A 23,411-nucleotide genomic window follows, 5' to 3' on the forward strand; every position below is an offset into this window, starting at 1 on the left:
GGGGGTCAGGCGCTCTGTTCGGGAAAGTGGAAGGTGCGGCCGCCGCTCAGCCGACGATCACCGCGGCGCCTTCGCCGCGCGCGGCGATCACGCCGATCTCGTGCACCGATTCGCCGGCGGCGCGCAGCGTGGCGGCGCAGGCGGCGGCTTCTGCCGCATCGATCACCACGACCATGCCGATGCCGTTATTGAAGGTGCGGTTCATCTCGATGTCGTCGATGCCGGCCACCTTCTGCAGCCAGGCGAACAGTTCAGTCTGCGGCCAGCTGCCCTTCTTGAGGTGGGCGGCCGTGCCTTCGGGCAGCACGCGCGGGATGTTCTCGAGCAGGCCGCCGCCGGTGATGTGGGCCAGCGCCTTGATCGGGTGCTTGGCCAGCGCCTCGAGCACCGGCTTCACGTAGAGGTGGGTGGGTTCCATCACGGCTTGGCGGAAAGGCTTGCCGTCGAGCGTGGCGGGCAAATCGGCGCCGGCACGCTCGATCACCTTGCGCACGAGGCTGAAACCATTGGAATGCACCCCGGCCGAGGCCAGGCCCAGCACGACGTCGCCGGGCTTGACGTTCTGGCCCGTGAGGATCTTCGACTTCTCGACTGCGCCGACCGCGAAGCCCGCGAGGTCGTATTCGCCGGCCGGGTACATGCCGGGCATTTCAGCGGTTTCGCCGCCGATGAGGGCGCAGCCCGACAGCTCGCAGCCGCGCGCGATACCGCCGATGACGGCCGCGGCCGTGTCGACTTCGAGCTTGCCGCAGGCGAAGTAGTCGAGGAAGAACAGAGGCTCGGCGCCCTGCACCAGCACGTCGTTGACGCTCATGGCCACGAGGTCGATGCCGACCGTGTCGTGCATGTTCCATTCGAAGGCCAGCTTGAGCTTGGTGCCCACGCCGTCGGTGCCGCTCACCAGCACCGGCTCCTTGTAGCGCTTGGGCACCTCGAACAGGGCGCCGAAGCCGCCGATGCCGGCCAGCACGCCCTCGCGCAGGGTTTTCTTGGCCAGCGGCTTGATGCGGTCGACCAGTGCATCGCCGGCATCGATGTCAACACCGGCGTCCTTGTAGCTGAGCGGGGTGGGCGTGGAGGAGGTCATGGGTGGTCGAGGTCGGGAGGGACGCGAAAGGATGCGGAGAGTAGGAGCGGAAGGCGGCTCCGGTAACCATGTTGGCCGGGCCGATAGAATTCCTCACGATTTTAAGGGCCCTCGCGGCCCCCTCCATGAACCTTCCCGGGATGAAACAGCTCGCGCTCGATATCGGCATTGCGACGGGCCCCAGCTTCGACGCCTTTTTTGCCGGCCCCAACGAGGCGGCGCTGCGGCACCTGCAAGTGTGGGTGGGCGGCGCCGGCAGCCCTGCGCTGCACTCGCCGGTGCCCACCTATCTGTGGGGCGAAGGCGGCAGTGGCAAGACCCATCTGCTCGAATCGGTGCGTGTCGCACTGCGCGAGCAGGGCGCCAGCGTGGGTTGGCTGCACGCGGGCCTGCTGGAGCCGCCCGAGTTCGACGAGCGCTGGGGCGCCGTGCTGCTCGACGACGTCCACCTCTATACCGCCGTGCAGCAGCACGCGGCCTTCAACTGGTTTGTCAACGCCCAGACCCTGCAGCGCGGCGTGGTCGCCGCCGGCGCCCTGCCGCCGGCCGACCTGCCGCTGCGCGAAGACCTGCGCACCCGCCTCGGCTGGGGCCACGTGTTCCACTTGCAGGTGCTGAGCGAAAGCGAACGCCGCGCGGTGCTGCGCCAGGCCGCCGACGCGCGCGGCGTGATGCTGTCCGACGAAGTGCTCGACTACATGCTGCACCGCTTCAGCCGCGACCTCGGCAGCCTGATGGAACTGCTCACGCAGCTCGACGGCTATGCCCTGCAAACGCAACGCGCGATCACCATTCCGCTGATCCGCTCCATGCTCGAGAACGAATAAAGAGCGAACAAGGCTTTCAACCAACAATGATCAAGAAATTCATCGACAAGCTGCTCGGCAAGAACGCCGGCAGCGCACAGGGCAAGAGCCGCTTCGGCAAGCGCCAGGAGGTGCCGGCAGAGGTTCACAAGATCGATCCGGCCCTGGTCGACGAACGCGCGAAGAACGTGGTCACCACGCTGCAGCAGGCCGGCTACGAGGCCTACGTGGTAGGCGGCGCGGTGCGCGACCTGCTGCTGGGGCTGCGACCGAAAGACTTCGACGTGGCCACCAACGCCACGCCCGAGCAGGTCAAGTCGCTGTTCCGCCGCGCCTTCATCATCGGGCGGCGCTTTCGCATCGTGCACGTGGTGTACGGCCGTGGGCGCGAGCACGAGGTGATCGAGGTCTCGACCTTCCGTGCCTACATGGACAACGCCGCCGCCGAGCAGGTGGCCGGCAACGAGCGCACCAGCAAGGGCGAGCTCGCGAGCATGAAGCACGCCGTGGACGCCAGTGGCCGGGTGCTGCGCGACAACGTCTGGGGCCCGCAGGATGAAGACGCGGCGCGCCGCGACTTCACCGTCAACGCGATGTACTACGACCCGGCCAACCAGGTCGTGGTCGACTATCACAACGGCATCAAGGACGCCCAGAAGCTCACGCTGCGCATGATCGGCGACCCGGCCACGCGCTACCGCGAAGACCCGGTGCGCATCATTCGCGCCATCCGCTTCTCGGCCAAGCTCGCAGCCCTGGGCTTCAAGATGGAAGCCAAGACGGCGGCACCGCTGATCGACTCGAGCAAGCTGCTGGCCGACGTGCCGCAGAGCCGCCTGTTCGACGAGATGCTCAAGCTGCTGCAGACCGGCCACGCCGTCGCGACGGTCGAGCAACTGAACAAGCTCGGCCTGGCCCGTGGCATCTACCCGCTGCTCGACGTGGTGGTCGAGCGCGCCGATCAGCCCTTCGTGAAGGCTGCCCTGCAGGACACCGACCGCCGCGTGGGCGAGGGCAAGCCCGTGGCGCCCAGCTTCCTCTTGGCCTGCGTGCTGTGGGCCGACGTGCGCGACGGCTGGGCCCAGCGCCAGGAGGGCCGGCACGGCCAGCGCGCGCAACCGCCGTTCCCGGCGTTGCAGGACGCCATCGACGACGTGTTCAACGCGCGTATCGGCGATGTCTCGGGCCGTGGCAAGCTGGCCGCCGACATGCGCGAGATCTGGATGATGCAGCCGCGCTTCGACAAGCGCACCGGCTCCACGCCCTACAGCCTGGTCGAGCAGGCGCGCTTCCGCGCCGCCTTCGACTTCATGCGCCTGCGCGCCGACGTGGGTGAAGTCGGCGAGGCGATTGCCGAGTGGTGGCAGGAATTCAGCACCGCCGACGACGTGCGCCGGCAGGACCTGCTGGAGCAGGTGCGCGAAGAGCAGAAGGTGCGCCAGCGCGTGCGGGTGCGCGACCCCGCGCCAGCACCCGCACCGGCCAGGCCCCGCAACGAGCCGGCCGCCCGCCTGAACAACCATGCCGACTCGGACGACGAGGTCGAAGTCGAAGCCGGTGCCGTGCCGCCCGATGGTGAAGCTGCCGCGCCGCGCAAGCGCCGGCGCCGCCGCAAGCCGCGTCCCGCAGGCGGTAGTGGTGGCGGAGGCGGCGGCAACGCTGCTGGCGAATGAGCACGTCCGACCGGCCGAAGGACGGCAAGAAGAGCTCCGCAGCCAAGACAACGGGCAAGAAGCCCGCGCCGGCGCCGCGTGCTGGCGCCAGGCCGCCATCCTCACCGGCCGGTGCCAGGAGTGGCCCGCCCGCGCGCCGTGCGCCTGCCGGTGCTCCCGTTCGTCGCCCGCGCGGTCCGCGCGAGGACTACCCGACCGTACAGGCTTTCGTCGCCATCGGCGCCAATCTGGGCGATGCCGAAGCGGCCGTGAAAGCCGCCATGGCCGCGATCGGTGCGCTGCAGCGCACCCAGGTCACTGCCCGATCATCGCTCTATCGCAGCGAGCCGGTGGACGCCGAGGGGCCTGACTTCATCAACGCCGTGGTGGCCGTGCGCACCGGCCTCGACGCCGAGCAGTTTCTCGTGGCGTTGCAACGCCTGGAAACGCTGGCCGGCCGCGAGCGGCCCTTTCCCAATGCGCCGCGCACGCTCGATCTCGATCTGCTGATGCACGGCAATTCGGTGATCGACACGCCGGCACTGACCCTGCCGCACCCTCGCATGCGCGAGCGCGCCTTCGTGCTGAAGCCGCTTGCCGAAATCGCGCCCGACAAGGTGCCGCGCGCGGCGCTGGCACGGGTCACGGGCCAGGTGGTCAAGCGCATCGTCTGACGACGCAAAGGCCGTGCTGCTCTACGTCCTCGATCTCGCCGGTGTGGCGGTCTTCGCGGTCAGTGGGGCATTGGCGGCCGGCCACGCGGGCCTCGACTGGCTCGGCGTGGTGGTGATCGCTTCGGTCACCGCGGTGGGCGGCGGCACGTTGCGCGACCTGCTGCTCGACCGCCACCCGGTGTTCTGGATTCGCGACACCCGCTACAGCTACGTGATCCTGGCGGCGGCGGTGTTCACCATTGCGTGGGCACACCTGATGCCGCTGCCCGAGCACGCGCTGGCCGTGGCTGACGCGCTGGGGCTCGGCCTGTTCGCCATCACCGGTGCGCAAGTGGCCGAAGAGCGGCGCCTGCCGGCCGTCATCGTGATGCTGGTCGGCACCATGACCGGTGCGGCCGGCGGCCTGCTGCGCGACGTGTTCACCGCCCGCGTTCCTCTGCTGCTGAGCAGCGGCATCTACGGCTCCGCCGCCATTGCGGGCATTGCGGCCTACCTGCTGCTACAGGCGGCCGGAACCCCGCGGCGCTGGGCTTTTCATGCCGGCGTGCTGCTGATCGTGGCGCTTCGCCTGGGTGGCATCTACGGCGGCTGGCACCTGCCGGTGCTGCGCTTGCCGGCCTGAATTTCGGGCCTTTCAGCGGCTTTGAAAACCCGGTCCGGCCGGACCGGACCCGCGCGCCCGTTAAACTTCGCCGGTTTTTCATGAAGGCGTCATGAAATCGTGATTGACGCACCCCAGGAGTTTCCATGTTCGGCAAGCTGCTGCCCCGCGAGGGCAATTTCTTCGAGATGTTCAACCAGCACGCCGAGCGCATCGTCGAGGCAGCGCGCGCGTTCGAGCAACTGGTCGCCAACTACAACGACGTGCACCTGCGCGAGCAGTACAACCGCGACGTCGACAACGCCGAGCGAGCCGCCGACCGCGTGACGCACGACGTCAACCGGCTGATCCACAAGACCTTCATCACGCCCATCGACCGCGAGCAGATCCACAAGCTCATCAACACGATGGACGACGTGGCCGACCTGATTCAGGACTCTGCCGAGACCATGGCGCTGTACGACGTGCGCCACATGACCGAAGAGATCGTGCGCCTCACGGCCCTGAGCGTGAAGTGCTGCGACCGCCTGAAGGACGCCGTCAAGTTCCTCGGCAAGATCGCCGACCCGGCCGTGGCCGAGGCCACGCTGAAGACCTGCGAGGAAATCGACCGCCTCGAATCCGACGCCGATCGCGTGATGCGCAGCGCCATGAGCAAGTTGTTCCGCGAGGAGCCCGACGTGCGCGAGGTGATCAAGCTCAAGGCGATCTACGAGCTGCTGGAAACGATCACCGACAAGTGCGAGGACGTGGCCAACGTGATCGAGGGCATCGTCCTCGAGAATTCCTGAGCGGGTAGCGACCGATGGCAACGGTTCAGGTCGCCCTCTGGGTGGTGATAGTGCTGGTCGTGCTCGCGATCCTGTTCGACTTCATGAACGGGTTCCACGACGCCGCCAATTCGATCGCGACGGTGGTGTCCACCGGGGTGCTCAAGCCGGGGCAGGCTGTGGTGTTCGCGGCCTTCTTCAACCTGATCGCGATCTTCATCTTCCACCTGAGCGTGGCCGCGACCGTGGGCAAGGGCATTGCCCAGCCGGGAGTGGTCGACGTGCATGTGGTGTTCGGCGCGCTCGTCGGCGCCATCAGCTGGAACCTCGTGACCTGGTACTACGGCATCCCGAGCAGCTCGTCGCACGCGCTGATCGGCGGCATCGTGGGCGCGGTGATTTCCAAGACCGGCACCAGCGGACTGGTCGCCGGGGGCATCTGGAAGACGGTGGCTTTCATCTTCGTTTCGCCGCTGCTCGGCTTCGTGCTGGGTTCGATGATGATGGTGCTGGTCGCCTGGGGCTTCCGGCGTGCCACGCCTTCGCGGGTGGACCGCTGGTTCCGGCGGCTCCAGCTGGTTTCGGCCGGCGCCTACAGCCTGGGCCACGGCGGCAACGATGCGCAGAAGACCATCGGCATCATCTGGATGCTGCTGATCGCCACCGGCTATGCCAACGCCGGGGACGCGAGCCCGCCGACCTGGACCATCGTGAGCTGCTATACCGCGATCGCGCTGGGCACCATGTTCGGCGGCTGGCGCATCGTGAAGACGATGGGCCAGAAGATCACCAAGCTCAAGCCCGTCGGCGGCTTCTGCGCCGAAACGGGTGGAGCGCTGACGCTGTTCCTGGCGACGGCGCTGGGCATTCCGGTGTCGACCACGCACACCATCACCGGCGCCATCGTCGGCGTCGGGTCCGCGCAGCGTGCGAGCGCGGTGCGCTGGGGCGTGGCGGGCAACATCGTGTGGGCGTGGATCTTCACGATCCCCGCTTCGGCCTTCGTCGCCGCAATCGCCTACTGGATCAGCCTGCAGGTGTTCTGACGGCTACTGGGAGATTTTCCGGCCCTCTTCGATCTGGTGTTCGAAGTAGCGCTGGAAGCTGAACACGATGCTGGCCATCAGGATCGTGCTGCCGAAGAAAAGTGCCAGCACCACTGCACCGATGGTGAACCAGTTCGTACGGCCCGGTTCGGCGTCGGCCGGTGCGCCGGCGTTGTAGCGGGTGTTCCATTTCTCGGGCGTCATCAGGCCATAGACGATGGCCGTCAGTGCGCAGCCCGCGATGGTGAAACCCAGCAGCGGGATCAGCGCCCAGCTCAGCCCGTCGTCCACGCCGTACATGCGCACGCGCTCGATGCCGTAGATGCCCAGTGCCGTGGGAATGGGCAGCAGCCAGCCGAGCCAGTCGCCCATGCCGCGCAGGTAGAAGCGGTGCAGACCCAGCGGGCCGCCGAGGAAAGAGAGCCAGGCGGCGGTGGTCTTGTTTTTCATTCGGGTGTCACTCGGGGCGGGTGGTACTGCCTTCGCCAAGCACTTTCTCCATCAATACGACGTCGCGCCATTCGCCGAACTTCCAGCCGCAGTCTTTCAGCACGCCCACGTGCGTGAAGCCCTGGCTGCGGTGCACGCCGACCGAGCCTGCATTGGCCGAGTCGCCGATCACCGCGATCAGCTTGCGCACGCCGGCCGCTTCGGCCGCCTGCGACAGCGCTGCGAGCAGCTTGGCGCCCAGACCCTTGCCGCGTGCTGACTCCGACATGTAGATCGAGTCCTCGGCCGAAAAACGGTAGGCCGGGCGCGGCTTGAACCAGTTGCAGTAGGCAAAACCCAACACTTCGCCATTTTCTTCGGCCACGAGGTACGGCAGGTTCTTGCCCAGCACGTCGGCACGGCGCGCGCTCATGTCGGCAGGGGAGGGTGGCTCCGTTTCGAAGGTGCCGGTGCCGTGCAGCACGTGATGGGCGTAGATGGAGGTGATGGCTGCGATGTCTTCTTCGCGGCTGGGGCGGATGGTGAGGGGCATGCGTGTGGAAGCGGGTGGCGCAAGGCCGGAATTCGGAGAAAACGCGGGACGGGCTATAATCGCGGGCTTTTCAGCGTGTCGCTGGCCGGGTGGCCATGTCGCGTGTCTCGACGCTGGAAGAACATTGTGAGCGGGCCTTTTCTTCATCCACAAGGCCTGCTGACCACCCAAGGATAAATCATGGTCGTCATTCGACTCTCCCGCGGCGGCTCCAAAGGCCGTCCGTTCTTCAACATCGTCGTGTCGGACAAGCGCGTTCGCCGCGATGGCCGTTTCATCGAGCGCCTGGGTTTCTACAACCCGACCGCCAAGGAAAACGAAGAAAGCATCCGTATCGCCCAGGACCGCCTGGCGTACTGGAAGAGCGTCGGCGCACAAGCTTCGCCCACCGTTCTGCGCCTGATCAAGCAAGCCGCTGCCGCGGCTCCCAAGGCGGCGGCCTAAGCCGTCCCGCACGGCGATGCTGCCCGCACTCGAAACCGCCGAATTGCCGGCGGATGCGATTGAAGTAGGGCGCATCGCCGATGCATGGGGCATCAAGGGCTGGTTCAAGGTCCTGCCCCACAGCGCCCAGCCCGAGGCGCTTTTTTCTTCCAAGCGCTGGTTCCTGCAAGCTCCCGGAGCTGCTGCGAACGCCGCTTTCCGGCTCGCGATCCGCGAAGCCAAAGAACATTCCGACTGCATCGTCGCCACGTCCGACGATGTGCCAGACCGCAACGCAGCCGAGGCGCTGCGCGGTGCGCGCGTGTTCGTGCCGCGTTCGAGCTTTCCAACGGCCGGCGACGACGAGTACTACTGGGTCGACCTGATCGGCCTGTCGGTGGTCAATCGCGAAGGCGTCGTGCTTGGCACGGTGCGCGAGCTGCTCGCCACCGGTCCGCAGACCACGCTGGTGCTGACCGCCGAAGAAGACGGCAAGGCCATCGAACGGATGGTGCCTTTCGTCTCGGTCTTCGTCGACAAGGTCGACCTGCCCGGACGGCTCATCACGGTCGACTGGCAACCCGATTTCTGATCCGAGGCCTGCGCGCATGCGCTTCGACGTCCTCACGCTCTTCCCCGAACTGTTCGCTCCCTTCATGGCCAGCGGCGTGACGCGCCGTGCCTACGAGTCGAAGCAGGTCGAAGTCGTTCTGTGGAATCCGCGCGACTTCGCGCAGGGCAACTACAAGCGCGTGGACGATCGCCCCTTCGGCGGCGGTCCCGGCATGGTGATGATGGCGGAGCCGCTTGCGGCCTGCCTCGATGCGGCGCTGGCGGCGCGCGGCGCGGAAGCTCCCGTGGTGCTGTTCTCGCCCATCGGCGAGGCATTGCGCCATGAATCGGTCGAGCGCTGGTCGGCAAGCGAGGGTGCGGTGCTGATCTGCGGTCGCTACGAAGGCATCGACCAGCGCTTCATCGACGCACGCGTCACCCATCAGGTCAGTCTTGGCGACTTCGTGCTTTCGGGCGGCGAGATCGCCGCCATGGCGCTGCTCGATGCCGTCGCGCGGTTGCAGCCCGGGGTGCTCGGCGACGAGGCCAGCCACGTGCAGGACAGCTTCAACCCGGCGCTCGACGGCCTGCTCGACTGCCCGCACTACACGCGGCCCGAGCAGTGGAACGGGCAGGGCGTGCCAGCGCCGCTGCTCTCGGGCCATCATGCCCAGATCGAGCGCTGGCGCCGCGATCAGCGGCTGGCCATCACGGCTGCGCGACGCCCCGAACTGATCGATGCGGCCCGGGCGGCGGGCCGTCTTGGCAAGGCCGATGAGGCCGCGCTGAAAAAAAAGCTATAATCCCGGGTTCCCCGATCCTCTGCCCGGCCGCGCCCGGTCTTCTTGCGGTTGTCCCGCGAAAGTCCAAGGCGCCTTTTGTGTAGCCCGGCACGATCGAACATCAGGAAATCATGAACCTCATCCAGACCCTCGAGCAGGAAGAAATCGCCCGTCTCGGCAAGACCATCCCCGAATTCATGCCCGGTGACACGGTCATCGTCAGCGTGAACGTCGTCGAAGGCACCCGCAAGCGCGTGCAGGCCTACGAAGGCGTCGTGATCGCCAAGCGCAACCGTGGCCTCAACAGCGGCTTCACCGTGCGCAAGATCTCCAGCGGCGAAGGCGTGGAGCGTACGTTCCAGACCTACAGCCCGCTGATCGCCGGCATCGAAGTCAAGCGCCGCGGCGATGTGCGCCGCGCCAAGCTGTACTACCTGCGCGACCGCAGCGGCCGTTCGGCACGCATCAAGGAAAAGCTGCCGAGCAAGTCGACGGCTGCTGCCAAGTAAGCAGTTCGCCTTCGTGCAAGAAAGCCGCCGCTCTGGCGGCTTTTTGCATTGTTGCTCCCGCTCGAAGACAACTTTTCATTTTTCCGCTCTACTTCTTCCATCCGGCTCCGGTACCTTTCATCTCTTGACCACCTCATCCGCTCCCCTGCAGGCCACCTCCGTCGAACCCGTCAATGCCGTGGTGCCGCCCGCACTGCTGCAGTTCGACCCGCGCCAGGTGCCTTTCGTAGCCGGACCCGAGGGATTGCCGGCAGTGCCGCCTGCGCAACTTACTGCGCAGGCGCTGCGGGCGCGTTTCGCCACGCCGCCCGCCTGGACGCCCGAGCTGCGCCACGAACCGCGAATGACCGATCGCATTCCCGCGCAGGCCGCGGTGCTGGTGCCGATCGTGCAGCGACCGCAGGGCGCGGCCGTGCTGCTGACAGAGCGCACCTCGAACCTGTCGACCCATTCGGGGCAGGTCGCGTTTCCCGGCGGCCGTGTCGATCCGGAGGACGCCAACATCGCGGCCGCCGCGTTGCGCGAGGCCTGGGAAGAGGTTGGCCTTTCTGCGCAATACATCGAAGTGCTCGGCAACCTGCCGACCTACACGACGGTGACCTCGTTCATCGTGACGCCCGTGGTCGCGCTGGTGCAACCGGACTTCGAGCTCACCATCAATCCCTACGAAGTGGCGGAGGCTTTCGAGGTGCCGCTCGCGTGGCTGATGGACCCCGCCAACCACCGCCACCACACCGTGCCCGCGCCCGATGGCACCCGGCGCCAGTGGTATTCGATGCCCTACCAGGACGGTGCCGACGAGCGCTTCGTCTGGGGCGCGACCGCCGGCATGCTGCGCAATCTTTACCGTTTCCTGAGCGCCTGAATCCCGCCTGAATCTCCAGGCGCCCTCGCTATCATCGAAGGATGAGCTTTTTTGCCATCCTGTGCGCGCTGCTGATCGAGCAGGTGCGGCCGCTGGGCCCGCACAACCCCGTGTATGGCGCGGTGCTGGCGTGGACACGCTGGACCAGCCGCAACTTCGACGCGGGCAAGCCGCATCACGGATGGATCGCCTGGGGGCTCGCGGTGTTCGTGCCCACGCTGGGCGCGCTGGGCGTGCACTGGCTGCTTGTGCTCACGCTGGGGTTGCCCTTCGCGGTGCTCTGGAGCATCGCGGTGCTCTACGTCACGCTGGGCTTCCGGCAGTTCAGCCACCACTTCACCGACATCCGCGATGCGCTCGACGAAGGCGACGAGCCGCTCGCGCGCTCGCTGCTCGCGCACTGGCAGGGCGTCGATGCGGCCGACCTGCCGCGCAGCGAGATCGTGCGCCACGTCATCGAGCATTCGGTGATCGCCGCGCATCGCCACGTGTTCGGCGTGCTCGCGTGGTTCTCGATCGTCGCGGCCATCGGCCTCGGGCCGGCGGGCGCGGTGTTCTATCGCATGAGCGAGTTCGTCTCGCGCTACTGGGCGCACAAGAACGGCGCCGCGGTGCAGCCGTCGAGCGTCTCTGTGCAGGAGGCCGCGGATCGCGCCTGGCATGCGATCGACTGGCTGCCCGCACGCATCACGGCGCTGGGTTTCGCGGTGGTCGGCAGCTTCGAGGAAGCGATCGATTGCTGGCGCAATGACGCACAGCGCTTTCCCAACGAGAACGACGGCGTGATCCTCGCGGCCACCTCGGGTGCGGTCAACGTGCGCCTGGGCGGCGGTTCGCTGAGCCCGATCCCCGTTGCCGATCCGCTGCCCCGCGCACAGGCCGGCGAATCGCTGGCCGATGGCCGCCGCATCGACAGCGGCAGCACGCCGGGGCGCGAGCCCGAGCCCGGCCATCTGCGCAGCGTGGTGGGCCTGGTCTGGCGCTCGGTCGTGATGTGGATGGTGCTGCTGGCCTTGCTCACATTGGCTCGCCTGCTGGGCTGAGCGAAAAAAATGGCAAATCCCGTTCCGGCTTTCTGGAGCCCGCGCATCGGCGCGCTCGAACCCTATGTGCCCGGCGAGCAGCCGCGCATCGCGAACCTCGTCAAGCTCAACACCAACGAGAACCCGTACCCGCCGTCGCCGCTCGCCATCGAGGCCATCCGGCGTGCGGCCGAGAACGGCCTGGAGCTGTATCCGGATCCCGCCTCGCTCGTGCTGCGCGAAGCGGTGGCACGGCGGCACGGCCTGCAAGCCGACCAGGTGTTCGCGGGCAATGGCTCGGACGAGGTGCTCGCGCACGCCTTCTTCGCATTCTTCCAGCAGGCCGAGCCGCTGTTGATGCCCGACGTGAGCTACAGCTTCTACAAGGTCTATGCGCAGCTCTATGGCATCGCGTGCGAGCTGCAGCCGGTCGACGACGGCCTGCGCATCGACGTCGATGCCCTCGCGGCGCGTGCCCGCAAGGGGTGTGCGGGCGTCGTGATCGCGAACCCGAATGCGCCCACCGGCATCGGCCTGCCGCTCGCGCGCATCGTGCAACTGCTCGAAGCCTGCCCCGATCGCGTGGTGCTGGTCGACGAGGCGTACGTCGATTTCGGCGGCGAGAGTGCGCTGCCGCTAGTTGGCAAGTACCCGAACCTGCTGGTGGTGCAGACCCTTTCCAAATCGCGCTCGCTGGCCGGCCTGCGGGTCGGCTTTGCCTGCGGCCAGGCGCACCTGATCGACGCGCTGGTGCGCGTGAAGGACAGCTTCAACTCGTACCCGCTCGACCGTCTGGCTTCGGCCGGTGCCGTGGCCGCGCTGGAAGACGAAGACTGGTTTCGCGGCACCTGCGACAAGGTCGTCGACACCCGCGAGGGCCTCGCCTTACAGCTCGAAGACCTGGGCTTCGAGGTGCTGCCGTCGCAGACTAATTTCATCTTCGTACGCCATCCGCAGCGCGATGCGGCCGAGCTGGCGACGCTGCTGCGCGAGCGCGCGGTGCTGGTACGGCACTTCAGGCAGCCGCGCATCGCACAGTACCTGCGCATCAGCATCGGCACGCGCGAGCAATGCAGCACGCTCGTGCAGCGCCTGCAGGACATTCTTGACCTGACTCCTTGAAGGAACTTTGGCGATGCCAACCCATGACACCGACACGCGCGCGGCGGTCTGCGCAGGCTTCTGGCAGGCAGTGAGCGACCGGCTAGAGAGCCTGTGCACCTTGCCCGCACGCGAGCTGATGGAAGGGCTCAATGCACTGCTGGAGCCCTTCTTTCCTCGGTTGTCGGTCGAGGTGGCGGGCGAGCCGCCTGCGTTCAAGCTCGTGCTGACGGCGCACGGTTCGGTGGACGACTTCGAGGACCTGATGGCGCTGGTGCAAAGCAGCCCCAGGCTGCCGCAGGTGGAGGTGGAAGCTTTCCGTCAGCGTTCGAGCGACGGTTTCGGCATGCGCATGAACGATTTCGAACTGGCGAGCTCCGAAGTCCTCGTGAAGCATGAGCCCTACCGGGGCCGGGTGGCGCTGGAGATCGGCTTCGCCAAGCCCATTCCGATGGACATGCAGGACCACGCGCGCCACATGAGCCTCATCATGCTCGACCACATCCTGGGCGAGTACGACTTTGCGGTGAAGGTCGGGGCGGTCGACCACGTCGAGGTCGATGCGCAGGCGGATTTCGATGGCGTGCCACTCGACGATTTCGTGCCATTGTTCGACGCCTGCTGGCGCGACGAACTCGGCCACACCGGTGTGTTTCCTCCGGGCGAGCACGCGTGGTCGGGCGTGAGCGCGACGCGCGAGGCCGAAGACGGCCGCGAGGTCGAGGTGATCGTCATGCGCAACGACGCGGCCACCGCACTGGTGGGGCGCGCCGACCTGTGCCACCGCCTGTCGGTCGCCACGCCGGTCGAATCGGGCGAGGAGCTGGAAGAAGCGCGCACCTACGAAGACCGGCTGACAGCGCGGCTGCAGACGCACGAAGCAGGCTGCTGCACGCACGTGGTGCTGGAGGAGGGCGTTCGCACCGTGCACTTCCAGGTGGCCGATCCCGAGACGGCGATCTCGCATGCGCAATCGTTGCAGGATGACATGGACCTGCCGTCGACGCTGGACCTTGCCTTCGATCCGACCTGGAAGTCATACCGGATCTGGGTCGGCTGAGGCAGCCGTTGGTCAGTACCGCTTCTGGCTCAGCTCGGCGAACAGCTCGCCGTAGATCCTGTAGCGGCTCGCGCTGATGACGCCCGGTTTGCTCGCGGTCTCCACGTTCGCGATCACGCCGCAGCCCGGTTCGTGCAGGTGCGTGCAGTTGTAGAACTTGCAGTCGTTCGCATGCTCGGCGATGTCGGGCATGAGCCCCGCGAGCTGCATCGGCGCGATGTGGTTCAGGCCGAATTCCTGGAAGCCCGGCGAGTCGATCAGGCCGGTGGTGCGGGCCTCGTCGATCCAGTACCAGGTGGTGCTCGTGGTCGTGTGCTTGCCCGAGTTCAGCGCCTGCGAAATCTCCTGCGTCAACACGGTGGCGCCCGGCACCAGCAGGTTGGTCAAGGTGCTCTTGCCCGATCCGGACGGACCGAGCACGAGGGTGGATTTGCCGGCCAGGAGCTTCATCAGCGACGCGTAGTCCGCCTCGCCCGACGCCTTGAGCGACAGTGGCAGCACGCCGTGGTGCATGCGGCGGTAGGGCGCCAGCTTGTTCCACGCGCGCTCGAAGGGCTCGACCAGGTCGCTCTTGTTGAGCGCGATGATCGGTGTGATGCGCTCGGCCTGCGCCGCGATCAGCGCACGTGCCAGTTGATGTTCGGAAAACTCCGGCTCGGCCGCGATCAGGATCAGCACGTGGTCGAGGTTGGCCGCGAACGACTTGGTGCGGATCTCGTCCTGCCGGTAGAACAGGTTGCGCCGCGGCAGTACCTGCTCGATGGTGCCTTCGTCCTCACTGGCCTGCCAATGCACGCGGTCGCCGACCACGGCCTGGCTCTTCTTGCCCCGCGGATGGCAGATCAATCGTTCGCCCGTGGGTGTTTCGACCAGGCAGTGGCGTCCATGGCTGGCAACGACAAGGCCCTCGTGGAGTGCCTTCGCAGCGGTTGCCGTGGGCGCGGTGCGGCCGGGCTTAGCCAAGGGCGTGGTCCGTCATGCGGCGGGGCTGGCGACCAGCGCGTCGGCCTGGCGCGCGCAGTCGAAGTCGGTGACCGACAGGCCGCCCACGTCGTGCGTGTTGAAGCGCACCACGCAGCGGTTGTAGTGCACCGACAGGTCGGGGTGGTGGTCCTGCGTGTGCGCCACGAAGGCCAGCGCGTTCACGAAGGCGATGGTCTCGAAGTAGTTGGCGAAGGTGAAGGTCTTCTCGATGGCGACATTGGCGCCGTCGCCGGTGAGCTTCCAGCCGTCGAGCTTTGCGAGGCCCGAAACGATCTCGGTGGCGCTCAGCGACTTGCGGGGAGGAAGGTTCTTCCAGTCTTTGGGCTTGAACATGCTCTGATTCATGGTTGTTCCTGTTTGGGGCAGATCGCGGAACACCGCGGAACCGGCTTTGCCGGGCCGCAAAGGGGGTTGGCGAAGCGACACGAAGTGCGCGAAGGCTGGGGGTGAGTCATGTCATGCGCGCAAGGCGCTCGGAAGCCGGCGGGTGCGAATAGTAGAACTTGACGAACACCGGGTCGGGCGTGAGCGTCGAAGCGTTGTCCTGGTAGAGCTTGAGCAGAGCGGCCGACAGGTCGGCCCCGCTGGTCTGCGCCACCGCATAGGCGTCGGCCTCGAACTCGTGCTTGCGCGACAGCCGTGCGGGCAGCGGAGCAACGAAGAAGCCGAATACCGGCACGGCGACCATGAACAGCAGCAGCGCCAGCGCGCTGTTGGGCGCCGTCATGTTGGGCTGCACGCCCAGGCCCGTGTAGAACCAGACCTGCGTCGACACCCAGCCCAGCAGCGCGAAGCCGGCCAGGCTGAGGGCGAACATCGCGACCAGCCGCTTCACGATATGGCGATGCTTGAAGTGGCCCAGCTCGTGCGCGAGCACGGCTTCCACCTCGCCCGCGTTGAGCTGGCGCAGCAGCGTGTCGTAGAACACCACGCGCTTGCTGGCACCGAAGCCCGTGAAGTAGGCATTGGCGTGCGCGCTGCGCGTGCTCCCGTCCATCACGAAAAGGCCCTTGGCTGCGAAGCCGCAGCGCTTCATGAGAGCCGTCACGCGCTCCTTGAGCGTGGGGTCGTCGAGCGGCTTGAACTTGTTGAACAGGGGGGCGATGAAGGTCGGGTAGATCAGCATCAGCAGCAGGTTGAAGCCCATCCACGCGCCCCAGGCCCAGAGCCACCACAGCTGGCCGGCCGCGCCCATGAGCCAGAGGATCAGCGCCGCGATGGGCAGGCCGATCACCGCGCCCAGCAGCGTCGACTTGAGCGTGTCGGCAAGCCAGAGCTTCCAGGTCATCTTGTTGAAGCCGAAGCGCTCTTCGAGCCTGAAGGTCTGCCAGAGAGTGAAGGGCAGTTCGAGCAGGCCGCCGATGATTGCGAAGGCAGCCAGCAGCGCCAGCTGTTGCACCATGCCGCCGCCGATCCACGCCAGCAGCAGCTTGTTGAGCGCATCGAGTCCTCCGAGCAAGGTCCAGCCCAGCAGCAGCGTCGCGCTCCAGGCCATCTCGACCAGGCCGAAGCGTGCCTTGGCGATGGTGTAGTCGGCCGCCTTCTGGTGGGCGGCGAGGGTGATGGTCTGGGCGAAAGCGGCTGGCACGGCGCCGCGGTGAAGCGCCACATGGCGCACCTGCCGCGAGGCGAGCCAGAACTTCACGAGCAGGCCTGCAACCAGTGCGGCCGCAAAGGCGATGGTGAAGATGAGCGAATAGGACATGAAGCAGTGAGTTTAGCCCTCGGTATCTGGCGCTGCGGGCCTTCGACGACAATCCTGCGATGCCCGAATCCATTGACCTGACGCCTCCCGCCGCAGTGCCCACCCTGAAGAAAAGCGACCAGAACCTGGTCTGGCTGGACTGCGAAATGAGCGGCCTCGACCCTGAAAAAGAGTTCCTGCTCGAAATCGCCGTGGTCGTCACCGGCCCCGACCTCACGCCCCGCATCGACGGCCCCGTGCTTGTCATCCACCAGAGCGACGCCGTGCTCGACGCGATGGATGCCTGGAACAAGGGCACCCATGGCCGCAGCGGCCTGATCGACAAGGTGAAGGCCTCGACCCTCGACGAAGCCGCCGCCGAGCAGCAACTGCTGGAATTCATCGCCAAGTACATTCCGCGCAGCGGCTCGCCCATGTGCGGCAACACCATCGGGCAGGACCGCCGCTTCCTGGTCAAGTACATGCCCAAGCTCGAGGCGTATTTCCACTACCGCAACCTCGACGTCAGCACGCTGAAAGAGCTGGCCAAGCGCTGGAAACCCACGGCCTACAACAGTTTCAAGAAGCAGCAGGCGCACACCGCGCTGGCCGACGTGCATGAATCCATCGAGGAACTGGCGCACTACCGCGAGACCTTCCTGCGCCTCACGGATTGAGAAACTCGGGAATTAGGTAAAAACCCGAGTCCGTGCCATAATCGTAGGCTTCGCTGATCGGGCGGGTATTTCAAGCCCGGCCAGCGTCTCTTGCATCTCCCTATCTTGCACACCGCGCCCGATCGCATTCGCTGATCAAAAAGGGCCGCAGCCTTGGGCACCAGCCCGAAGTTGAATGTCGTTGGATGGTTGATGTTTTTAACCACCAACGGGGCGCCGCCTACGGCAGCGCTCGCGTTTGAGATTGATATTCATGACCGACGCTTTTGAAGCGCAGGGCGAGTTCGCGCCTGTGCAATCCGCTACCCATAACGAATTCACCGCTGTTTCGGACACCGTGTCCGAATCGCACATCCTCGAAGCGCTGGATGCAGCCGCTCCCGAAGTGGCCGCGGCCGAAGAGCCTGCCCAACCCAACGGCTTCATCAAGCTGGGCCTCGCGCCCGAGCTGATCGCCGCCGTGGCCGACCTGGGCTTCACCCAGCCCACCACCGTCCAGGAAAAGGTCATCCCGATCGCCATGGGCGAGCAAGAGGGCGCCGCCCAGACCGCCCGTTTCGTCGACCTGATGGTTTCGAGCCAGACCGGTTCGGGCAAGACCGCCGCCTTCTTGCTGCCCGTGCTGCACACGCTGCTGAAGCGCCAGGCCGAAGCCGAAGCCGAAGCCAAGGCCGAATTCCAGCGCCTCGCCGCCGAAGCCGCTGCCCGCGGCGAAGCCGTGCCGAAGAAGCCGAAGCGCAAGGACCCGACCAACGCCCGTCATTTCAAGCCCGCCACCCCCGGCGCGCTGATCCTGTGCCCGACGCGCGAACTCGCGCAGCAAGTCGCGCATGACGCCATCGAACTGGTTCGCCACTGCCGCGGCCTGCGCATCGCGAACGTGGTGGGCGGCATGCCCTACCAGCTCCAGATTGCCCGCCTGCAGAACGCCGACCTCGTCGTCGCCACGCCGGGCCGCCTGCTCGACCTGCAGCGCTCGTCGCAGATCAAGCTCGACCAGGTCAAGTTCCTGGTGGTCGACGAAGCCGACCGCATGCTCGACCTCGGCTTTGCCGACGACCTGGCCGAAGTCAACCAGCTCACCATCGAGCGCCAGCAGACGATGATGTTCAGCGCCACCTTCGCGCCGCGCATCCAGCAACTGGCCCAGCGCGTGATGCGCGAGCCGCAGCGCGTGACCATCGACAGCCCGCAAGAGAAGCACGCGAACATCAAGCAAGTGCTGTTCTGGGCCGACAACAGCCAGCACAAGCGCAAGCTGCTGGACCACTGGCTGCGCGACACCACCATCAACCAGGCCATCGTGTTCGCGAGCACGCAGGTCGAGTGCGACGGCCTCGCCAACGACCTGCAGCAAGACGGCTTCAGCGCCGTGGCGCTGCACGGTGCCCTGAGCCAGGGCCTGCGCAACCGCCGCCTGATGGCGCTGCGCCAGGGCCAAGTCCAGATCCTGGTGGCCACCGACGTTGCCGCCCGCGGCATCGACGTGCCGACCATCACCCACGTCTTCAACTTCGGCCTGCCGATGAAGGCCGAGGATTACACCCACCGCATCGGCCGCACCGGCCGTGCCGGCCGCGACGGCATTGCCGTCACGTTCGCCGAATTCCGCGATCGCCGCAAGATCATGGACATCGAGCACTACAGCCGCCAGCAGTTCAAGGCGGAAGTGGTGCCGGGCATGGAGCCGCAACAGCGCATGCCGCAATCGCGCCCGCCGCAAGGCGAGTTCCGCGGCGGCCGCGGCGACAACCATTCGCGTGACCGCAAGTTCGGCGGCGGCGGCGGTCATCGCGGTGGCAATGGCGGCGGCTTCGGCGGCGGCAACAGCAACTACGCAGGCGCCAGCGGCTTCAACGACCGCGGTTCGCGTCCCCCGGCACCGCGCGGCGGTGGCTTCGGCGGCCAGGGCCACGGCCATGGCGGCGGTCACAACGCCGGCTTCGGCGGCGGCCGTGACGAAGGCGGCTACGGTCGCAAGCCGGGCTGGGGCGACAGCGCCCCGCGCGGCGGCGGCAATGGCGGTGGCCGTGACTTCGCTCCCCGCGAAGGTTTCGCTCCGCGTGAAGGCTTCGCGCCCCGCGGCAATGGCGCAGGCCATGGCGGCCAGGGCAAGGTGTTCGTGCCCCGCGATGCGCAGAAGCGCTCGTTCAAGCCCAGCCGCTGATCCTTGCCGAGCGGCCTGACAGCCGCCTCGCCCCTCGAAAGCCCGCGCTTCTCACGAACGCGGGCTTTTTCATTTCGGGTTTCCGAGCAGTGCGGTGTCGCTCGATTTTGATTGACACCTGAATCGATGAAAAGTAATGTAATAGCGCATTGCTTCCCCCGGGTCCGTCCTGCGGCCGCCGGTTCATCGACACCTGCTTTTCGACTTTCGACATGAAAATTGCGATTCTTGGGGGTGGTCATGGCGCCTATGCGGCCGCCGCCGACCTGTCTGAAACCGGCCACGAGGTGCGCCTGTGGCGCCGCGATGCCGCAGCGCTGGAGCCCGTCGTCCACGTCGGCGCGATCACTCTGAAAGACGCCGCAGGCGCCCGCGAGGTGCCCATTGCGCTGGCCACCGCCGACATCGGCGCCGCCCTGAAGGGCGCCGAGCTGATCGTCATTCCCACGCCCGCCATCGCACAGCACGACATCGCGCTCGCGATGGCGCCGCATCTGGTCGATGGCCAGGTCGTGTTCCTGCCGCCGGGCACCTTCGGCAGCTACGTGATGGCGAGGACGGTGAAAGAGGCCGGCAGCCGCGCCGATGTCGCCTGGGCCGAGACCGGCACCTTGCCGTACCTCGCGCGCAAGCACGGCGAACGCGAGGTGAACGTCACCATCCGCGCCATCCGCCTGCCGACCGGCGTCTACCCGGCGCGCAAGGAAGCCGAGGTGATCGAGGTGATCCGCAAGGCCTACCCGGCCGTGCACGGCTGCGGCGACGCGCTCTCGGGTGCGTTGATGAATGCCGGCCCCGTCATCCATCCGCCGCTGATGGTGATGAACGCCGCGCCGCTGCAGCACTTCGAGCGCTGGGACATCCACAACGAAGGCACGCAGCGCGCCGTGCGCGACGTGACCGACAGGCTCGACCGGGAGCGCATCGCCGTGCGCGAAGCCTTCGGGCAGGGCGCGCCGCACTATCCGCTGGCCGACCATTACAACAACGACCAGTGGATGTACGGCGACGCGCACAAGCAGCTCGTGAAGTCGGGAGACTGGCGCGAGAACATCGACCTGCACACGCACCGCTACATCACCGAGGACACCGAACTCGGCCTTGCCTTCCTGGCCTCGGCCGCGCGCCATGCGGGCGTGGACGCGCCCATCGCGCATGGCCTGCTGGCCATCGTCGGCGGCTTTCTCGGCCGCGACTTGCGGCGCGGGCCTCGCACTTTCGAAAGCCTCGGCCTTGCCGGCCTGAGCGCGGCCCAACTCAAGCAGAGGCTGCACGATGGCGAATGAGGCCGTGCTCCCGCGCTTCGCCGCCGTCGGCGCGGGCCGCATGGGACGCGGCATCGCCATCGCGTTCGCCTATGCCGGCCGGCGCATCTCGCTGATCGACCTGCGCCCGCGCAGCGACGACGCGTGGCAGCGCCTGCGCGACGAGGCCAGGGCGGAGATCGAAGCCAGTCTTTCGGGTCTCGCGCAGCTTGGCGTGATCGATACCTCGAAGGTCGAACGGATCGCCGCGCGCGTCGATTTCGTCAACGCCGCTGGCGCGCCGCAGGCGCTTGCCGCCGCCGAACTCGTGTTCGAAGGCGTGCCCGAAACCATGGAGGCCAAGCGCGAGGCTTTCGAGCATCTCAACCGCCATTGCCGCGACGACGCCATCCTCACCTCGACCACCAGCAGCATCCTTGTGACGCAGCTGGCCGCGCTCGTGCGGCTGCCAGAGCGCTTCCTCAACATGCACTGGCTCAACCCGGCCTATGTGATCCCGGTGGTGGAGCTCAGCTGCCATCCGGGCACCGACGCCGCCGTGCTCGCGCGCACCAAGGCGTTGATGGAAGAGATCGGCAAGCTGCCCGTGGTCTGCGGTGCCTCGCCCGGCTACATCGTGCCGCGCCTGCAGGCGCTGGTGATGAACGAAGCCGCGCGAATGATCGAGGAGGGCGCCGCCACCGCCGAGGAGATCGACAAGGCCACGCGCTACGGCCTCGGCCTGCGCTTCGCGGCGCTCGGTGTGGTCGAGTTCATCGACTTTGGCGGCTGCGACATCCTGCATCACGCGAGCCGCGAGATGTCGGCCTCGCTCGACGCAGGCCGCTACACCGCGCCCGCCATCGTCGGGCGCATGGTCGAGCAGGGGCGGCTCGGCCTCAAGAGCGGCAGCGGCTTCTACGATTACGCGGGCCGCGACGTCGCAGCCTACCGGCGCGACGTGCTCTCGCGCACGCTCGGCGAACTGCGGCACGCGGGCCTGTGGCGCGCGCCGGCCGACGAGACCTTGCCATGAGCATCCGCCGCGCCTTTGCCGACCTCTCGGTGGGGCAGGTGCACTATGCGGAATGCGGCGACCGCAGCGCGCCGGTGGTGCTGCTGCTGCACCAGTCGCCGCGCAGCTGGGCCGAGTACCGCGCCGTGCTGCCGCTGATCGGCGCGCAGCGCCGGGCCATCGCGATGGACACCGCCGGCTTCGGCGACTCCGCGGACGGCGGCGTGCCCGCGAGCATTGGGCAATGGGCGCGCGTGGCGTGCGAACTGCTGGACGTGTTGAACATCGCGCGGGCCGACGTGGTGGGCCACCACACCGGCGGCGTCGTGGCAGTGGAGCTTGCAGCTGCGTTTCCCGATCGCGTGCGCAGCCTGGTGCTGTCTTCGACGCCTTGCACCGACGAAGCTTTTCGCCGCGCGCGTGCGCAGCGCCCGCCCATCGACGAAGTCACGCCAAGCGAAGATGGCTCCCATCTCGCTGCGCTATGGCAGAAGCGCCAGGGCTTCTATCCACCGGGGCGGCCCGAACTGCTCGAGGCCTTCGTGCGCGATGCGTTGAAGGTCGAACGCGTCGAAGAGGGCCATCGCGCCGTCGCGTCGTACCGCATGGAAGAACGCATCGGCCTTGTCGCGCAGCCCACGCTGATCGTGCGTGCCACCGACGATCCGTTCGCGGCGCCGCATGCGCAGGAGTTGCTGCATCACTTGCCGCACGCGCGCATCGTCGACATCGAAGGCGGCATGGTGCCGCTGCCCGATCAGATGCCTGATGCCTTCGCGCGCACGGTACTCGACTTTCTGGGGACGCTGCCATGAAGGCCGTGCGCATCCACGGCTTCGATGCAGTCCCCGTGCTGGAAGAGGTGGCCGATCCCGTCGCAAGGCCGGGCCGCACCATCGTGCGCATGGAAGCCGCGACGGTCGGCCACATCGACCGCACCGTGTGGCGCGGCAGCTTCCTGCGGCACCCGCCGCTGCCTTACACGCCCGGCGTGGAGGCTGCGGGCACCGTCATGGCGAGCGAACGTTACGACGTCGGCCAGCGCGTGTGGCTGCGCGGCGGCGGACTGGGCACGCTCTTCGATGGCACCTGGTGCGAACTTGTCGATGCGCCCGACGAAACGTTGGGACTCTTGCCTGACGGCGTTCCGATGACGCTCGGTGCCGCGTTCTTTTCCCCATGCACCTCGGCCTGGGTGGCGCTGCACGACGTCGCGAAGCTGCAGCCTGGTGAACAGGTGCTGGTGACCGGCGCGAGCGGTGCCGTCGGCTCGCTCGTGATGCAGCTGGCTGGCAGCCTGGGCCGCGCAGCGACGGCCGTCGATGCGAATGCCGAAGCACCGCCCGCGGCCAGCGCCGACCTGCTCATCGACACCGTCGGCGGCGACGTCCTTGCGAAAGTCCTTCCCGCGGTGCGTCCCGGTGGGCGCGCGGTGCTGATCGGCTACACCGCCGGCCCGACGCTGCAACTGGACATTGCACATTTCCTGCAACGCGATGTCGCGCTTCTGCCGCTCAACATGTTCCGGCGTGAATCGGCCGGCCGCGCCGCTGTCCCCGAGTTGCTTGCAAGGCTGGCCGACGGTCGCCTGCATCTGGACGTTCGGCCCTTCGCATTCGACGATGCGGCCGGCGCGCTCGACTGGATTGCACAACGCGGCCACCGCGGGCGGGCTGTTCTCGTGCCCCGCCTTTGACCGGCGAGGCGC

At 67.2% G+C, this 23,411-nt stretch carries 26 protein-coding genes; 20 read left to right on the forward strand and 6 right to left on the reverse strand.

The window, feature by feature from the left end; genetic code table 11:
* Positions 1–46: 46 nt before the first annotated feature.
* Positions 47–1,087 carry a phosphoribosylformylglycinamidine cyclo-ligase gene (gene purM, locus ACEOAB_RS06840; protein ID WP_413750610.1) on the reverse strand — a complete coding sequence of 347 codons (1,041 nt, stop codon included), beginning with the start codon at positions 1,085–1,087 and terminating at the stop codon, positions 47–49.
* Positions 1,088–1,227: 140 nt separating this feature from the next.
* Here purM and hda point away from each other — a divergent pair, with 140 nt between their 5' ends.
* The 6 genes from hda to ACEOAB_RS06870 all read left to right on the forward strand — a co-directional run bounded on the left by hda (position 1,228) and on the right by ACEOAB_RS06870 (position 6,636).
* Complete coding sequence (gene hda / locus ACEOAB_RS06845) at positions 1,228–1,914, forward strand: DnaA regulatory inactivator Hda (protein ID WP_235505650.1); 687 nt, start codon at positions 1,228–1,230, stop codon at positions 1,912–1,914.
* Positions 1,915–1,940: 26 nt separating this feature from the next.
* Entirely contained in the window at positions 1,941–3,566 is a 1,626-nt protein-coding gene (pcnB, locus tag ACEOAB_RS06850) for a polynucleotide adenylyltransferase PcnB (RefSeq protein ID WP_413748532.1), read from the forward strand.
* Positions 3,563–4,219 (forward strand): 2-amino-4-hydroxy-6-hydroxymethyldihydropteridine diphosphokinase, encoded by a 657-nt coding sequence (gene folK / locus ACEOAB_RS06855; RefSeq protein ID WP_413748533.1) that lies wholly within the window; start codon positions 3,563–3,565, stop codon positions 4,217–4,219. Before pcnB ends, folK begins: the two co-directional genes overlap by 4 nt.
* A gap of 13 nt (positions 4,220–4,232) precedes the next feature.
* Positions 4,233–4,841: a trimeric intracellular cation channel family protein gene (locus ACEOAB_RS06860; protein ID WP_413748534.1), complete on the forward strand. Its 609-nt coding sequence runs from the start codon at positions 4,233–4,235 to the stop codon at positions 4,839–4,841.
* Between the two features lie 125 nt (positions 4,842–4,966).
* Positions 4,967–5,611, forward strand: a complete 645-nt coding sequence (locus ACEOAB_RS06865; protein WP_007831315.1) for a DUF47 domain-containing protein — start codon at positions 4,967–4,969, stop codon at positions 5,609–5,611.
* Between the two features lie 14 nt (positions 5,612–5,625).
* Positions 5,626–6,636, forward strand: coding sequence for an inorganic phosphate transporter (locus ACEOAB_RS06870; protein ID WP_056586956.1), 1,011 nt, complete (start codon positions 5,626–5,628; stop codon positions 6,634–6,636).
* A gap of 3 nt (positions 6,637–6,639) precedes the next feature.
* Here the strand turns inward: ACEOAB_RS06870 and ACEOAB_RS06875 are convergent, their stop codons facing one another.
* Together ACEOAB_RS06875 and ACEOAB_RS06880 are read right to left on the reverse strand one after the other, a co-directional pair.
* The gene (locus ACEOAB_RS06875) at positions 6,640–7,086 is read right to left on the reverse strand and encodes a TM2 domain-containing protein (RefSeq protein WP_413748535.1); all 447 of its coding nucleotides are present in this window, start codon (positions 7,084–7,086) and stop codon (positions 6,640–6,642) included.
* A gap of 7 nt (positions 7,087–7,093) precedes the next feature.
* The gene (locus ACEOAB_RS06880) at positions 7,094–7,618 is read right to left on the reverse strand and encodes a GNAT family N-acetyltransferase (RefSeq protein WP_007831312.1); all 525 of its coding nucleotides are present in this window, start codon (positions 7,616–7,618) and stop codon (positions 7,094–7,096) included.
* 180 nt (positions 7,619–7,798) lie between these two features.
* On the opposite strand from ACEOAB_RS06880, the gene rpsP reads away from it, so the two are divergent.
* The 8 genes from rpsP to ACEOAB_RS06920 all read left to right on the forward strand — a co-directional run bounded on the left by rpsP (position 7,799) and on the right by ACEOAB_RS06920 (position 13,932).
* Complete coding sequence (rpsP, locus tag ACEOAB_RS06885) at positions 7,799–8,062, forward strand: 30S ribosomal protein S16 (RefSeq protein WP_007831311.1); 264 nt, start codon at positions 7,799–7,801, stop codon at positions 8,060–8,062.
* A 16-nt stretch (positions 8,063–8,078) separates the two neighbouring features.
* Positions 8,079–8,633 (forward strand): ribosome maturation factor RimM, encoded by a 555-nt coding sequence (gene rimM, locus ACEOAB_RS06890; RefSeq protein ID WP_056586966.1) that lies wholly within the window; start codon positions 8,079–8,081, stop codon positions 8,631–8,633.
* 16 nt (positions 8,634–8,649) lie between these two features.
* Positions 8,650–9,396, forward strand: coding sequence for a tRNA (guanosine(37)-N1)-methyltransferase TrmD (gene trmD / locus ACEOAB_RS06895; protein WP_413313476.1), 747 nt, complete (start codon positions 8,650–8,652; stop codon positions 9,394–9,396).
* A gap of 110 nt (positions 9,397–9,506) precedes the next feature.
* Positions 9,507–9,884 carry a 50S ribosomal protein L19 gene (gene rplS, locus ACEOAB_RS06900; protein ID WP_413748536.1) on the forward strand — a complete coding sequence of 126 codons (378 nt, stop codon included), beginning with the start codon at positions 9,507–9,509 and terminating at the stop codon, positions 9,882–9,884.
* Between the two features lie 124 nt (positions 9,885–10,008).
* Complete coding sequence (locus ACEOAB_RS06905) at positions 10,009–10,749, forward strand: CoA pyrophosphatase (RefSeq protein ID WP_056586972.1); 741 nt, start codon at positions 10,009–10,011, stop codon at positions 10,747–10,749.
* Positions 10,750–10,790: 41 nt separating this feature from the next.
* Positions 10,791–11,792 carry a CobD/CbiB family protein gene (locus ACEOAB_RS06910; RefSeq protein ID WP_007831297.1) on the forward strand — a complete coding sequence of 334 codons (1,002 nt, stop codon included), beginning with the start codon at positions 10,791–10,793 and terminating at the stop codon, positions 11,790–11,792.
* Positions 11,793–11,801: 9 nt separating this feature from the next.
* A complete protein-coding gene (gene hisC / locus ACEOAB_RS06915) occupies positions 11,802–12,893 on the forward strand; it encodes a histidinol-phosphate transaminase (RefSeq protein ID WP_413748537.1) in 1,092 nt (363 codons plus the stop codon).
* A gap of 13 nt (positions 12,894–12,906) precedes the next feature.
* A complete protein-coding gene (locus ACEOAB_RS06920; protein WP_413748538.1) occupies positions 12,907–13,932 on the forward strand; it encodes a hypothetical protein in 1,026 nt (341 codons plus the stop codon).
* 12 nt (positions 13,933–13,944) lie between these two features.
* Here the strand turns inward: ACEOAB_RS06920 and rsgA are convergent, their stop codons facing one another.
* From rsgA to ACEOAB_RS06935, 3 genes are all read right to left on the reverse strand, one after another.
* Positions 13,945–14,895, reverse strand: a complete 951-nt coding sequence (gene rsgA / locus ACEOAB_RS06925) for a ribosome small subunit-dependent GTPase A (RefSeq protein ID WP_413748539.1) — start codon at positions 14,893–14,895, stop codon at positions 13,945–13,947.
* 12 nt (positions 14,896–14,907) lie between these two features.
* Positions 14,908–15,261, reverse strand: a complete 354-nt coding sequence (locus ACEOAB_RS06930; RefSeq protein WP_413748540.1) for a 4a-hydroxytetrahydrobiopterin dehydratase — start codon at positions 15,259–15,261, stop codon at positions 14,908–14,910.
* Between the two features lie 106 nt (positions 15,262–15,367).
* Positions 15,368–16,621, reverse strand: a complete 1,254-nt coding sequence (locus tag ACEOAB_RS06935) for a M48 family metallopeptidase (RefSeq protein WP_413748541.1) — start codon at positions 16,619–16,621, stop codon at positions 15,368–15,370.
* Positions 16,622–16,680: 59 nt separating this feature from the next.
* Between ACEOAB_RS06935 and orn the strand changes: the two genes are divergently transcribed.
* The 6 genes from orn to ACEOAB_RS06965 all read left to right on the forward strand — a co-directional run bounded on the left by orn (position 16,681) and on the right by ACEOAB_RS06965 (position 23,399).
* Positions 16,681–17,277 (forward strand): oligoribonuclease, encoded by a 597-nt coding sequence (gene orn / locus ACEOAB_RS06940; RefSeq protein WP_413748542.1) that lies wholly within the window; start codon positions 16,681–16,683, stop codon positions 17,275–17,277.
* Between the two features lie 253 nt (positions 17,278–17,530).
* A complete protein-coding gene (locus ACEOAB_RS06945; protein ID WP_056586992.1) occupies positions 17,531–19,444 on the forward strand; it encodes a DEAD/DEAH box helicase in 1,914 nt (637 codons plus the stop codon).
* 212 nt (positions 19,445–19,656) lie between these two features.
* Positions 19,657–20,730, forward strand: coding sequence for an NAD/NADP octopine/nopaline dehydrogenase family protein (locus ACEOAB_RS06950; RefSeq protein WP_495653558.1), 1,074 nt, complete (start codon positions 19,657–19,659; stop codon positions 20,728–20,730).
* A complete protein-coding gene (locus ACEOAB_RS06955) occupies positions 20,720–21,724 on the forward strand; it encodes a 3-hydroxybutyryl-CoA dehydrogenase (RefSeq protein ID WP_495653559.1) in 1,005 nt (334 codons plus the stop codon). Before ACEOAB_RS06950 ends, ACEOAB_RS06955 begins: the two co-directional genes overlap by 11 nt.
* The gene (locus ACEOAB_RS06960) at positions 21,721–22,518 is read left to right on the forward strand and encodes an alpha/beta fold hydrolase (protein ID WP_413748546.1); all 798 of its coding nucleotides are present in this window, start codon (positions 21,721–21,723) and stop codon (positions 22,516–22,518) included. The genes ACEOAB_RS06955 and ACEOAB_RS06960 overlap by 4 nt, the downstream gene beginning before the upstream one ends.
* Positions 22,515–23,399: a quinone oxidoreductase family protein gene (locus ACEOAB_RS06965; protein WP_413748547.1), complete on the forward strand. Its 885-nt coding sequence runs from the start codon at positions 22,515–22,517 to the stop codon at positions 23,397–23,399. Before ACEOAB_RS06960 ends, ACEOAB_RS06965 begins: the two co-directional genes overlap by 4 nt.
* The last annotated feature ends 12 nt before the right edge of the window (positions 23,400–23,411 follow it).

The sequence above is a fragment of the Variovorax sp. Varisp53 genome (assembly GCF_059491555.1).

What these genes read in the sequence shown, in the direction of transcription:
- purM (WP_413750610.1), bottom strand. Translation starts at nt 1,087, where the DNA reads ATGACCTCCTCCACGCCCACCCCGCTCAGCTACAAGGACGCCGGTGTT.
- hda (WP_235505650.1), top strand. Translation starts at nt 1,228, where the DNA reads ATGAAACAGCTCGCGCTCGATATCGGCATTGCGACGGGCCCCAGCTTC.
- pcnB (WP_413748532.1), top strand. Translation starts at nt 1,941, where the DNA reads ATGATCAAGAAATTCATCGACAAGCTGCTCGGCAAGAACGCCGGCAGC.
- folK (WP_413748533.1), top strand. Translation starts at nt 3,563, where the DNA reads ATGAGCACGTCCGACCGGCCGAAGGACGGCAAGAAGAGCTCCGCAGCC.
- ACEOAB_RS06865 (WP_007831315.1), top strand. Translation starts at nt 4,967, where the DNA reads ATGTTCGGCAAGCTGCTGCCCCGCGAGGGCAATTTCTTCGAGATGTTC.
- ACEOAB_RS06870 (WP_056586956.1), top strand. Translation starts at nt 5,626, where the DNA reads ATGGCAACGGTTCAGGTCGCCCTCTGGGTGGTGATAGTGCTGGTCGTG.
- ACEOAB_RS06875 (WP_413748535.1), bottom strand. Translation starts at nt 7,086, where the DNA reads ATGAAAAACAAGACCACCGCCGCCTGGCTCTCTTTCCTCGGCGGCCCG.
- ACEOAB_RS06880 (WP_007831312.1), bottom strand. Translation starts at nt 7,618, where the DNA reads ATGCCCCTCACCATCCGCCCCAGCCGCGAAGAAGACATCGCAGCCATC.
- rpsP (WP_007831311.1), top strand. Translation starts at nt 7,799, where the DNA reads ATGGTCGTCATTCGACTCTCCCGCGGCGGCTCCAAAGGCCGTCCGTTC.
- rimM (WP_056586966.1), top strand. Translation starts at nt 8,079, where the DNA reads ATGCTGCCCGCACTCGAAACCGCCGAATTGCCGGCGGATGCGATTGAA.
- trmD (WP_413313476.1), top strand. Translation starts at nt 8,650, where the DNA reads ATGCGCTTCGACGTCCTCACGCTCTTCCCCGAACTGTTCGCTCCCTTC.
- rplS (WP_413748536.1), top strand. Translation starts at nt 9,507, where the DNA reads ATGAACCTCATCCAGACCCTCGAGCAGGAAGAAATCGCCCGTCTCGGC.
- ACEOAB_RS06910 (WP_007831297.1), top strand. Translation starts at nt 10,791, where the DNA reads ATGAGCTTTTTTGCCATCCTGTGCGCGCTGCTGATCGAGCAGGTGCGG.
- hisC (WP_413748537.1), top strand. Translation starts at nt 11,802, where the DNA reads ATGGCAAATCCCGTTCCGGCTTTCTGGAGCCCGCGCATCGGCGCGCTC.
- ACEOAB_RS06920 (WP_413748538.1), top strand. Translation starts at nt 12,907, where the DNA reads ATGCCAACCCATGACACCGACACGCGCGCGGCGGTCTGCGCAGGCTTC.
- ACEOAB_RS06930 (WP_413748540.1), bottom strand. Translation starts at nt 15,261, where the DNA reads ATGAATCAGAGCATGTTCAAGCCCAAAGACTGGAAGAACCTTCCTCCC.
- ACEOAB_RS06935 (WP_413748541.1), bottom strand. Translation starts at nt 16,621, where the DNA reads ATGTCCTATTCGCTCATCTTCACCATCGCCTTTGCGGCCGCACTGGTT.
- orn (WP_413748542.1), top strand. Translation starts at nt 16,681, where the DNA reads ATGCCCGAATCCATTGACCTGACGCCTCCCGCCGCAGTGCCCACCCTG.
- ACEOAB_RS06945 (WP_056586992.1), top strand. Translation starts at nt 17,531, where the DNA reads ATGACCGACGCTTTTGAAGCGCAGGGCGAGTTCGCGCCTGTGCAATCC.
- ACEOAB_RS06950 (WP_495653558.1), top strand. Translation starts at nt 19,657, where the DNA reads ATGAAAATTGCGATTCTTGGGGGTGGTCATGGCGCCTATGCGGCCGCC.
- ACEOAB_RS06955 (WP_495653559.1), top strand. Translation starts at nt 20,720, where the DNA reads ATGGCGAATGAGGCCGTGCTCCCGCGCTTCGCCGCCGTCGGCGCGGGC.
- ACEOAB_RS06960 (WP_413748546.1), top strand. Translation starts at nt 21,721, where the DNA reads ATGAGCATCCGCCGCGCCTTTGCCGACCTCTCGGTGGGGCAGGTGCAC.
- ACEOAB_RS06965 (WP_413748547.1), top strand. Translation starts at nt 22,515, where the DNA reads ATGAAGGCCGTGCGCATCCACGGCTTCGATGCAGTCCCCGTGCTGGAA.